The organism is Eubacterium ramulus (genome assembly GCF_045002895.1).
GTDB classification, from domain to species: Bacteria; Bacillota; Clostridia; order Lachnospirales; family Lachnospiraceae; genus Eubacterium_I; species Eubacterium_I ramulus.
The window spans coordinates 2,897,436-2,909,402 of record NZ_CP173382.1 but is presented as its reverse complement, the minus strand read 5'-3'; the positions used below and the strand labels follow the sequence as shown (position 1 = coordinate 2,909,402).

Annotated in this window: 11 protein-coding genes; 10 read left to right on the top strand and 1 reads right to left on the bottom strand. The window is 43.5% G+C overall.

Annotated features, from left to right (window positions below):
• Window positions 1–108: 108 nt before the first annotated feature.
• On the bottom strand, window positions 109–1,464 hold the full coding sequence (locus ACIRUQ_RS13505; protein ID WP_055290740.1) for an SLC13 family permease: 1,356 nt from the start codon (window positions 1,462–1,464) through the stop codon (window positions 109–111).
• Between the two features lie 602 nt (window positions 1,465–2,066).
• Between ACIRUQ_RS13505 and ACIRUQ_RS13500 the strand changes: the two genes are divergently transcribed.
• The 10 genes from ACIRUQ_RS13500 (at window position 2,067) to ACIRUQ_RS13455 (ending at window position 11,735) form a co-directional block, all read left to right on the top strand.
• Window positions 2,067–2,774, top strand: coding sequence for a F0F1 ATP synthase subunit A (locus ACIRUQ_RS13500; RefSeq protein WP_022035295.1), 708 nt, complete (start codon window positions 2,067–2,069; stop codon window positions 2,772–2,774).
• Between the two features lie 32 nt (window positions 2,775–2,806).
• Entirely contained in the window at window positions 2,807–3,025 is a 219-nt protein-coding gene (gene atpE / locus ACIRUQ_RS13495) for an ATP synthase F0 subunit C (RefSeq protein WP_021737773.1), read from the top strand.
• A gap of 43 nt (window positions 3,026–3,068) precedes the next feature.
• Entirely contained in the window at window positions 3,069–3,569 is a 501-nt protein-coding gene (gene atpF / locus ACIRUQ_RS13490; RefSeq protein ID WP_022035296.1) for a F0F1 ATP synthase subunit B, read from the top strand.
• Window positions 3,550–4,074 carry an ATP synthase F1 subunit delta gene (gene atpH / locus ACIRUQ_RS13485; protein WP_022035297.1) on the top strand — a complete coding sequence of 175 codons (525 nt, stop codon included), beginning with the start codon at window positions 3,550–3,552 and terminating at the stop codon, window positions 4,072–4,074. The genes atpF and atpH overlap by 20 nt, the downstream gene beginning before the upstream one ends.
• 46 nt (window positions 4,075–4,120) lie before the next feature.
• On the top strand, window positions 4,121–5,620 hold the full coding sequence (atpA, locus tag ACIRUQ_RS13480) for a F0F1 ATP synthase subunit alpha (protein ID WP_021737770.1): 1,500 nt from the start codon (window positions 4,121–4,123) through the stop codon (window positions 5,618–5,620).
• Between the two features lie 10 nt (window positions 5,621–5,630).
• Window positions 5,631–6,512, top strand: a complete 882-nt coding sequence (gene atpG / locus ACIRUQ_RS13475) for an ATP synthase F1 subunit gamma (RefSeq protein WP_055290742.1) — start codon at window positions 5,631–5,633, stop codon at window positions 6,510–6,512.
• A 15-nt stretch (window positions 6,513–6,527) separates the two neighbouring features.
• Window positions 6,528–7,919 (top strand): F0F1 ATP synthase subunit beta, encoded by a 1,392-nt coding sequence (atpD, locus tag ACIRUQ_RS13470; RefSeq protein WP_021737768.1) that lies wholly within the window; start codon window positions 6,528–6,530, stop codon window positions 7,917–7,919.
• Window positions 7,920–7,931: 12 nt separating this feature from the next.
• On the top strand, window positions 7,932–8,345 hold the full coding sequence (gene atpC / locus ACIRUQ_RS13465) for an ATP synthase F1 subunit epsilon (RefSeq protein WP_055290744.1): 414 nt from the start codon (window positions 7,932–7,934) through the stop codon (window positions 8,343–8,345).
• Between the two features lie 197 nt (window positions 8,346–8,542).
• Entirely contained in the window at window positions 8,543–9,895 is a 1,353-nt protein-coding gene (locus ACIRUQ_RS13460; protein WP_055290746.1) for an MATE family efflux transporter, read from the top strand.
• Between the two features lie 250 nt (window positions 9,896–10,145).
• Window positions 10,146–11,735 (top strand): DEAD/DEAH box helicase, encoded by a 1,590-nt coding sequence (locus ACIRUQ_RS13455; protein ID WP_055290749.1) that lies wholly within the window; start codon window positions 10,146–10,148, stop codon window positions 11,733–11,735.
• Window positions 11,736–11,967: the final 232 nt, after the last annotated feature.

Below are 11,967 nucleotides of genomic sequence, written 5' to 3'. Positions count from 1 at the left end.
ATTTGATTGTGCAAAAGGCATCTTTTTTATTTTAGCAGAAATCCAGATAAGTATATGTCTGCAATGCAGACCCGGATTTCGCATCAGAAATCAATTCTGAGTTCTGAATTATATATATCTGAAAATGATATATAGCATTGATACTGCAATTACGATCAGTGTTGCCGGAATCGCGTAGGTACAATACTGTTTCCAGGAAATATGATGACCGTTTTTGGATGCAACGGCGATACCAACCACGTTGGCGGATGCGCCGATCGGGGTAGCACTTCCACCGATATCGGTGCCCAGTGCCAGTGTCCATGCCAGAACGGATAAATCTGCTCCAGATGCCGCTGCAAGGTTTTTGATGATTGGAATCATTGTAGCGGAAAATGGAATATTATCTATAATGGCGCTGGCCACTGCAGATACCCATATAATAATGATTACAATAAAGGTTACATTTCCTCCGCTGATCCTGTGGATAAAGTTCGCAATCAGTTCCAAAATTCCTGTCTCTTCCAGACCGCCGACTACGATGAATAATCCGATGAAGAAAATAAGGGTCAGATAATCAATACGACGTAAAATGTGTTTTGCCTTTTTCCCTGCGGTTGCGCAGGTTGCGATAGCGGCAATTATGCCAATGGTGGAAACTGTCAATCCAGTCTGTCCATGTGTCACAAGCAGTACAACTGCACAGAGAAAAATAATGCAGCTGATGATAAAAGAATGTTTGCTGGTAATCGCACTGTCCGGTGATGGCATTTTTGCAATATCTTCTTCTGAAAGATTATTTGTGTTCAGTTTTTTGCGGAAACATAGATAGAAGAAAAAGATCATCAGCACCAGACTCAGGATGGCGATCACGCCGGTATTGAACAGAAAATCGGTAAATGTGTAGTGCAATGCGGTTCCGATAATGATATTTGGCGGATCACCACACATTGTGGAAGAACCTCCAAGGTTCGAACAGAATATTTCTGCAATGATTATCGGAATCGGATCAAATTTCAACAGTTTGCCTTGTGTGATGGTGATTGCGGCCAGAAACAGAATAACGGTGATACTGTCGATAAACATAGACAGTACGAATGCCAGAACCATAAACATCACAAAAATTTTTGTGGTATTATATCTGACTGCTTTTGCAATGGTCAGGCAAAGCCAGGAGAAAAATCCGGAAATTGCCATTCCTTCGACCATGATCATCATGCCAAAGATGAAAATAATTGTCTGCCAGTTGATTCCTTTTGTACTTTCTGTGGCTTCGGCGCCTGCACGCCAAAAATCAACAGATGTAAAAGACTGAAAGTTCAGTGTCTCGAATAACGCAGTGGAACTGTGCATACAGACACCAAACACGAGAATGAGCGTTGCAACACTGCAGAGTGTTGTCGCAATGTGCCGTGGAATTTTTTCCGTGATAATGAATGCAAACATAACCAGGAAAATAATGACGGCCGTGATTTGTGCTGCCATAAAAAACCTCCTCCAATATAAAAAGCCCCTGCATTTATTATGTAGTAAAAAGACTGACAAGTCAAATAGAAGTCAGACATATTTCTGATTTTTCCGGTTACAGACATCAAGGGGAAAAATCTAGATGGCACTGTTCTTATAAATGTTCCAGACCAGCTCATTTGTAAGATTCGTTTTTCGTAGAGTAGGCAAAATTGCCGAAAATAGAAATAAAAAAGTACATAATCAGGAAATAATCTGTTAAACGAAAATTGTCAATCGTGATTTTGCTGAAAAAATATTTTTATAAAAAAACAATTTAGGAAAATTTGCCGATTGCAAAATATGGAAATTGTATTAATATGAATACACGAAAAGACCAACGGGGGTAAGGAGTTTTGGGACAACCACCGGTCTTTTATTTTTCCTTGACAATGGTAGTACCAATCGTGAGAAAACAGTATCAATTACGAGATGTAACAACGATGCTGAAACTGTGATGATTGGGAAACATGTTTCAGGAGAAATAAAGCGGACATTCGCAATCCGCTTCGCTCCTTGCTCATGAACGCAGTCGCTTCGTGATCTGCGTTCAAAAAACAGAAGAAAGAGAAAAGAAGGAGGTGACCGCTACGAACGGACTGGTAGATGAGTTGATCGACCAACTGAGTGTCAAGACGGTGTTCACGATACCCATTTTTGGTGGAATCAAAATCGCGGAATCAGTTGTCGTTATGTGGATCATTATGGCAATTGTCATAGTGGCATCGATTTTCCTGACGCGGAAATTGAGCGTGGAGAATCCGGGAAAGAGGCAGTTGTTTCTGGAAGTATGTATCGGAAAATTTTATGGATTTTTCGAAGGGCTGCTCGGAGAGGAAGGAAAATGTTATATCCCTTATCTGATGAGCGTCGGTCTGTTTATCGGTATTGCAAATGTAATTGGCTTATTTGGATTTAAGCCTCCGACAAAGGACCTGAATTGTACGATCGCTCTTGCGTTGATGAGTATCATACTGGTGGAAGCCGCCGGTATCCGTGCAAAAGGTGTAAAGAAGTGGGCGAAAGGATTTACACAGCCTGTCGCGATTATTACACCGATCAACATTCTGGAGATTTTTATCCGACCGTTTTCGTTATGTTTACGACTGTTCGGAAATGTACTCGGCGCGTTTGTTATCATGGAGTTGATCAAGGCGGTTGTGCCGATGGTGGTACCGCTGGTATTTAGTTTCTATTTTGATATTTTTGATGGATTGATCCAGGCATATGTATTTGTGTTCCTGACATCGTTATACATCAAGGAAGCTATTGAATTACAGGCAGAATAAAAAATTTGAAGTGAGAAAAGGAGATAATTATTATGATGATCGCACTCGGAGCTGGTATCGCAGCATTAGCAGGAATTGGAGCAGGTGTAGGTATTGGAATCGCAACAGGTAAAGCAGTAGATGCCGTAGCAAGACAGCCGGAAGCTGACAGCAAGATCAGCAAGAACTTATTACTTGGTTGTGCACTGGCAGAGGCAACTGCTATTTATGGTATGGTTGTCGCTATTCTGATCATTTTCCTTTGCAAATAAAAACAAAGACGTGAGATTTTGTCTTTAGAAGGAGGATTTCAGGATGCTGAGAATTGATTCAAACCTTATATGGATCATTGTGAACCTGTTGATCTTCTATTTCCTGATCAGAAAGTTTCTGTTCAAACCGGTTTTAAATATCATCGAAAAGAGAAAACAGATGGTAGCGGAACAGTTTGAAAAAGCAGATACGGTAAATGCAGAGGCTTTAGAGTTGAAAACTCAGTATGAGGCATCTTTGCAGGGCGCAAAAGAGGAGGCAGTCCAGATTGTGGCAGATGCCAGAGAACGGGCAGATGTGCAGTACAAGCAGATTGTTTCCGATGCGGAAAAACGATCCGAAGCTTTGCTTGAGAAAACAAATCAGGATATGGAAAAAGAACGTGACAGAGCACTGCAGAGTGTACAGAAAGAGATCAGTACGCTGGCTATGGCTGCAGCGATCAAGATTATCGGAGAGAATAGCAGTAAAGTCACGGATGAACAGCTTTACAATGAGTTTTTAAGTAAAACGGGTGACAAACATGACAGCAACAACGGCTAAATATGTAAGAGTTTTGTGGGAGCTGAAGGCTCCGGTAGAAGATCTTGAAACTGCAGTACAGATTTATCGGGAGAGTCCCGAATTACAGCGTGTGCTGACAGACCCAAGTGTTTACAAAGAGGAAAAACATGCGGTGGTTGACCGTATTTTCCCGGGAAAAAAGTTACAGAATTTTATGAAGATTCTCTGTGATTATTCTGACGTGGAATATCTGGAAGAGATCGTGGAGGAATACAAAATGTATGCAAATGAACATCAGTCAATCGTAAACGCAACATTACGTTATGTGACAGCACCGGATGATAATCAGCTGGAAGGAATTAAAAAATTCCTGATGGAAGAGTTTGATGCGCATCAGGTTGAGCTTGAGATGATCCGGGATGAGCGTCTGGTGGGAGGTTTTGTCCTCGCTGCCAATGGCCGTGAATGGGACTGGAGCATCAGCGGACGGATCCGCGGCATGCAGGAGCAGCTCGGTATGATTCAGAATCAGGCTGAATTATAACAGGCAGAGTAAGAAGTAAAAGGTAAAAGAAAGAGGTGATAGGACAATGAGCGCTATCAGTTCACAGGATATTATTTCCATCCTGAAAGAAGAAATCGAAAATTACGATTTTGAGGCGAAGGATCGGGAAATTGGTCATGTCATCTGGGTTGGTGACGGAATTGCCACTGTCTATGGAATTGACCAGGCGATGTATGGTGAGATCGTTGTCTTTGAGAACGGCGTAAAAGGTATGGTACAGGATGTCAGAAGAAATGAGATCGGTGTCATTCTGTTTGGCCGTGATACAGGGATCAAGGAAGGAACCAAAGTAACAAGAACCAAAAAGAAAGCCGGAATTCCGGTTGGAGATAAATTTGTCGGAAGAATCATCAATGCCCTGGGTGCTCCAATTGATGGAGAGGGCGATATCGAAGAAGATGATTACCGGCCGATTGAAAATGAAGCACCGGGCATCGTGGATCGTAAATCGGTCAGTGTACCAATGGAGACAGGAATTCTTTCCATTGATTCTATGTTCCCGATCGGACGTGGACAGAGAGAGCTGATCATCGGTGACCGTCAGACAGGTAAGACATCCATTGCAACGGATGCCATGATCAACCAGAAGGGAAAAGATGTCATCTGTATTTATGTCGCAATTGGACAGAAAGCATCTACAATTGCAAAAATTGTATCCACATTGAAAAAGCACGGCGCAATGGATTATTCCATCATTGTAGCAGCAACAGCCAGTGATCCGGCTCCGCTACAATATATTGCACCGTATGCGGGAACTGCCATGGCAGAGTATTTTATGTATCAGGGAAAAGACGTGCTTATCGTTTATGATGATTTGTCAAAACATGCGGTAGCTTACCGTGCATTGTCCCTGTTGCTGGAGCGTTCTCCGGGACGTGAGGCTTATCCGGGTGATGTTTTCTACCTGCATTCCAGACTGCTGGAGCGTTCCAGTCGTCTGAGTGACAAACTGGGCGGCGGTTCCATCACAGCCCTGCCAATTATCGAGACACAGGCCGGCGATGTATCTGCATATATTCCGACCAACGTAATTTCCATCACAGACGGTCAGATCTTCCTGGAGAGTAATTTATTCTTCTCCGGTATGAGACCGGCGGTAAACGTAGGTCTGTCTGTGTCCCGTGTCGGTGGTGCCGCACAGACAAAAGCGATGAAAAAAGCAGCCGGAAGTATTCGTATCGATCTGGCGCAGTATCGTGAGATGGAAGTATTTACCCAGTTCAGTTCTGACTTGGATGATGATACCAAAGAGCAGTTACAGTACGGAAAAGGTCTGATGGAACTGTTAAAACAGCCGCTTTGCCAGCCGTTGGATATGGCAGAGCAGGTTATTACACTGTGGACCGCTACACACAAGATTTTCCTGAATGTGGAAGTTAAAAAAATCAAAGAGACCCAGAAGGGTATGCTGGAATATTTCAAAAATGCACATCCTGAGATCATCGCTGAGCTGAATGAGACAAAAGCTCTGTCCGATGAACTTGGAGAAAAGATCCTCGCTGCCGCCAGGGAGTATGTAAAATAGGAGGTCTGTCATGGCAAGTGCTAGAGAGATACAGAGCAGAATGCAGAGTATCAAGGACACGATGAAAATCACCAGTGCCATGTATATGATTTCTTCGTCAAAGATGCAGAAGGCAAAGAAAAGCTTGGCAGATACGGAACCGTTTTTCTTTGCGCAGCAGAATGCAGTCGCGCGTTTTATGAAGTCCGTTCCGGACACAAACAATATCTTTTTCGGAAGAGATATCCCGGATGACCAGAAAAAACGCGGCTACCTTGTGATCACTGCCGACAAGGGTCTGGCAGGAGCTTACAACCACAATGTTCTGAAGCTTGCATCGGAACAGCTGGAAAAGGGCGGACAGAACAAACTGTTTGTGGTCGGTGAGTTAGGCCGGCAGTATTTCATGAAAAAAGATGTAAATATTGACGGAGAATTCAGTTATACCGTGCAGAATCCGACCCTTTACAGGGCGCGTCACATCGGTCTGCAGCTGATTGATGAATATGTACGTGAGGAACTGGATGAGGTTTATATCATCTATACCAAAATGATCAATGCATTCAAAATGGAAGCGGATATGTTTCAATTGCTTCCGTTGCAGAGAGAAGAATATACACACAAAAATCTGAAAGGATACAGTGACAGAATGACCTTTCATCCTTCTGTGGAATCGGTGCTGAACAGCCTGATTCCAAACGTTGTGTGTGGTTTTGTATATGGTGCGCTGGTAGAATCTTATGCCAGTGAACACAATTCCAGAATGATGGCAATGCAGACTGCTACAGACAGTGCAAAACAGATGCTGCATGATCTGGAAATTGAATATAATCGTGTGCGTCAGGCAGCGATCACTCAGGAAATTACTGAAGTTATCGCCGGTGCCAAGGCGCAAAAGAGCAAGAAAAAGTAAGAGAGGTGAAGCGATATGAATAAAGGAAAAATCGTTCAGGTCATGGGACCTGTTGTAGACGTAGAGTTTTCCGACCATAACCTTCCATGCATCAAAGATGCACTCGAAGTTGATAATAATGGAAAAACATGTGTCATGGAAGTGGCACAGCATATTGGAAATGATACCGTAAGATGTATCATGCTTGCTTCCAGTGAAGGGCTTCATCGTGATATGGAAGTAACAGCAACCGGCGCAGGTATCACAGTTCCGGTAGGAAAAGCAACGCTGGGACGACTGTTCAATGTTCTGGGTGAGGCGATCGATGATGGAAAACCGGTAGAGTCAAAAGAAAACTGGTGTATCCACAGAGAACCGCCATCCTTTGAAGAGCAGAGTCCGGTTGTCGAAGTTCTGGAGACGGGTATCAAAGTTATTGACCTTCTGGCTCCATACTCCAAAGGTGGTAAGATCGGTCTGTTCGGTGGTGCAGGTGTCGGTAAAACCGTTCTGATCCAGGAGCTGATCCGTAATATTGCAACAGAGCACGGTGGATATTCTATTTTCACCGGTGTCGGAGAGCGTTCCCGTGAGGGTAATGATCTGTGGACAGAGATGAAAGAATCCGGCGTTCTGGAAAAAACAGCCTTAGTGTTCGGACAGATGAATGAGCCACCAGGAGCTCGTATGCGTGTAGCTGAGACCGGTCTGACTATGGCAGAGTATTTCCGTGACAAAGAACACCAGGATGTACTGTTATTTATCGATAACATTTTCCGTTATGTACAGGCTGGTTCAGAGGTTTCCGCATTGCTTGGACGTATGCCTTCTGCGGTAGGTTATCAGCCGACTCTGGCAAATGAAGTCGGTGAATTGCAGGAGCGTATTGCTTCCACAAAAGAAGGTTCCGTTACCTCGGTACAGGCAATTTATGTACCGGCGGATGACTTAACTGACCCGGCTCCGGCAACCACATTCGCACATCTGGATGCAACAACGGTACTTTCCAGAAAGATCGTTGAACAGGGTATTTATCCGGCCGTTGATCCGCTGGAGTCGAATTCACGTATTCTGGAGCCGGATATCGTCGGTGAAGAGCATTATGAGGTTGCACGTCGTGTACAGGAAATCCTGCAAAGTTACAAAGAACTGCAGGATATCATTGCTATCCTTGGTATGGAAGAACTTTCCGAAGAGGATAAGACAACGGTATACCGTGCAAGAAAAATCCAACGTTTCCTGTCACAGCCGTTCCATGTGGCTGAGACATTTACCGGAATTCCCGGTAAATATGTACCGTTGGAAGAGACCGTCAAAGGTTTCAAAAAAATTATTGACGGTGAGATGGATGAGTATCCGGAATGGGCATTTTTCAATGTGGGAACCATTGACGATGTCATTGAAAAAGCAAAGAACGGCAATCATTAGTGAGGTGTGACTATGAGTACATTTCATTTAAAAATTATTGCATATGATAAGATCTTTTATGATGACGAGGCAGCATCTGTTGTATTACCTGCAATTGACGGGGAAGTTCAGATCCTGACAAATCATGAGGAATGTGTCGTTGCATTGAAGACGGGTGAGGTCCGTATCGGAACACCGAAAGGTGAAGTGATTCCGGCAGTTTGCGGAAGTGGCTTTGCAGAAGTTACTTCTGATAATCAGGTGGAAATTCTGGTGGATACGATCGAACGCCCGGAGGAAATCGATATACGTCGTGCGAAAGAGGCAAAAGAGCGTGCAGAAGAACGGTTACTGCAGCATAAGAGCCGGATGGAATATTATCGTAATACCGCATCGCTGGCAAGAGCGATGGCACGTCTGAAAGAAGCAAATAAATATCGTCATTAGATGTAGATAAGGAAGCCAAGACACAGATTAATAATACGGTCAAAACAGGTGATGTGGCATCTGTCTGGTTCTTCTGTATGTTTAAAAATCTCGAAGTTTTATGTAAATCGCATGAAACTTCGAGGTTTTTTTTCGGAAGTAAATACGCTATAATAAGCACAGGAAAGAAAAGGACAGAGAAATGGGGATTTTACATTATGAAAAAAGAAGTAATGGTGGATATGACTTCCGGACGTATCGCACCGCAGATTTTGAGATTTGCGATGCCTGTGTTGCTGGGGCTGGTTTTTCAGAGAATCTATAATTTTGCCGATTCGTATATTGTGGGGCATTTTTTAGGGGATAATGCGCTGGCAGCGGTCAGTGTGGCAGGCGTCGGTATGTATCTGGTATTTTCGTTGATCATCGGTCTGACGACGGGTGTAACGGTTGTTATGTCACAGTACTATGGTGCAAAGGAAGAGGATAAAGTAGTAAAGACATTTTTTTCATCTATATTTATTGCACTTGGCATGACGATACTTGTAACAGTGATCGGACTGCTTATGACAAGACCGTTACTGATCGTGCTGCAGACTCCAGCAGAGGTGCTGGACGCGGCTGTTTTGTATTTGCGGATCATTTGCGCCGGTTCTGTCGGAACGATGTTGTACAACTGGATTTCTGCCGTTTTACGCTCACTGGGTAATTCCGTGGTTCCGCTGATTTTTCTTGGTATCTCCAGTTTGTTGAATATTGTATTTGATATTTTATTTGTGGCTGTGATCCCTATGGGAGTTGGCGGTGCTGCATTTGCAACTGTACTGGCGCAGATCATATCCGGCGTGGCCTGCCTGCTTTATGCATGGAAGATTTTGCCGATGCTGCGGATTCGCAGAGATAAACTGAAACTGGATACTTATATCGGAAAACAAATGCTGGTGTATGGTCTGCCGGCAGCGTTGCAGATGAGTATTATTTCTATTTCAGATATGACATTACAGGCAGTGGTAAATACATATGGAACGACATTGGTTGTAGCGTATGGTGTATGCATCAAAGTGGAAGGGCTTGGAATGCAGGTGGGCGATGCTCTCGGAACGGCACTGGGAACCTTTACCGGACAAAATACGGGAGCGAAGAACATCGAGCGGATCAAAGCCGGATTTCGCACTACGTTTTTGTTGAATGCCATTGGATATGCGGTTGTATCACCGTTGATCTTCCTGCTGGCACCAGCGATCATGCGGATGTTTACTGACAGTCAGGAAGCGATTGGCTATGGTGTAGAGTATATGCATATCTTTGCACCGTTTTTGATCGGTGTCGGAACATTAAATCTGTTTCATAACATGCTTCGTGCAGTAGGAGACGTAAAAATCACCATCTGGATGGGCATCAGTGAGGTCATTACTCGTATTGGTTTTGCATTTTTGTTTTCCTGTCTGTGGGGATATTGGGGGCTCTGGTGGGTATCTCCAATCACCTGGTGGTGCGCAGCAGGTCTGGGCGGTTTGCGATATCTGAGCGGTGTATGGAAAAAGAAGATTGAAACGACGATTCCCTCATAAAAGTGTAATTGCATAGGAATAATTCCCTCATAAAAATGTAAATACATGTTTTTTAGAAATCTCCGCATTGACTTTTAAAGTGTGCTTTGTTATCATTGAATTCAGTGTGCAAAGCACACTTTTTTTCTGCAAATCTATTCAGAGGGTATTCTTGATTGGAAAGTATTTTAAAAGTGTAGATGCTCAATGATTCTGAGATGAATAATATAGAAAACTCTGAATAACAACTTTTTATTTGGAAAGGAACTATATGAGTACAGTTTTATTTGAAGACTTAAATTTAAATCCGCAGATTCTGCGGGCTATCAAAGAAATGGGATTTGAGGAGGCGACTCCGATTCAGGCACAGTCTATTCCAGCTGTTATGAGCGGCAGAGATGTCATCGGACAGGCACAGACAGGAACCGGAAAAACTGCATCCTTCGGTATTCCGTTGCTTCACAAAGTGGATCCGAAACTGAAGAAGACACAGGCACTGATCTTATGCCCGACCCGCGAGCTTGCAATCCAGGTATCTAATGAGTTACACAACCTGGCAAAATACATGCATGGTATTAAGATTCTTCCAATCTACGGCGGACAGGAGATTGGAAAACAGATCCGTTCTTTAAAAGGCGGTGTACAGATTATTGTTGGTACTCCGGGCCGTGTGATGGATCATTTAAGAAGAAAGACCATCCGCTGTGATTTTATCCATACGATCATTCTGGATGAAGCAGATGAAATGCTGAATATGGGATTCCGTGAGGATATCGAAGAAGTATTAAAATATCTTCCGGAAGATCGTCAGACCGTTCTTTTTTCCGCAACGATGCCGAAAGAGATTATGGAGATCACAAAACAGTATCAGAAAGATGCGCTGACCATCAAAGTTGTAAAAAAAGAGCTGACGGTGAAAAATATTGAGCAGTATTATTATGATGTCAGAAGAAAAGACAAACTGGATATTTTAACAAGACTTCTGGATGTTTATGATCCGAAGCTTTCCCTTGTATTCTGTAATACAAAACACATGGTAGATGAACTGGCAAACGAACTGCAGAACCGCGGTTATTTTGCAGAAGGTCTGCATGGTGATATGAAACAGCAGCAGCGTGACCGCGTAATGCGTAACTTCCGTAATGGCAAGACAGAGATTCTGGTGGCAACAGATGTGGCTGCCCGCGGTATCGATGTCGATGACGTGGAGGCAGTATTTAACTACGATCTGCCGCAGGATGATGAGTACTATGTTCATCGTATCGGTCGTACCGGCCGCGCAGGCAGAACGGGTAGAGCATTTTCTTTTGTAAAAGGAAAAGAAGTTTACAAGTTAAAAGAGATCATGCGTTATTGCAAGACCAAGATCTATGCACAGCCGATTCCGTCCATGCGTGACGTAGAGGAAGCCAAATGCGAAAAAATCATGGATCAGTTAGACCAGATCATCGAAAATGAAGATCTGACTAAGATGGTAAATATGATTGAATCTCAGATCAATAACGGTGATTATACGGCAATGGATTTGGCAGCAGCCTTTTTATATCAGGCACTTGGAAAAGCAGAGCGCGAAGGTGTGAAACAGGATAATTTCGATTTCTCTGATACCGGTGCAGAAGATGGCATGGTTCGTCTCTTTATCAACATTGGTAAAAAACAGCGCGTGCGTCCGGGAGATATCCTCGGAGCAGTTGCCGGAGAGTCCGGAATGCCGGGTGATCTGGTAGGAGCTATTGATATGTTTGACAGCTATACATTTGTGGAAGTTCCGAGAGAGTATGGAGCGGCTGTATTGAAAGCAATGAAAAATGCCAAGATCAAAGGAAAGAGCATTAATGTAGAGCCGGCCAATGCGAAATAGGGTTTTGGACTTTTTGAGCGGCGGAAATTTAAGTTGTGAAGCGGCAGGGATTTAGGCCGTGAAAGAAAAAGAGGTTTCAATTGTATCACGCGAACTAAGACATTCGCTTTGATAAAATTGAAACCTCTTTTTCTATATCAGAATACGGACTGCCGCAGTGTCAGTTAATGAGCCGTCGCAGCGAAGATAGAAAATTGTTCGTGTTTGCATTCGATTCTTTCCGACAGTTCCT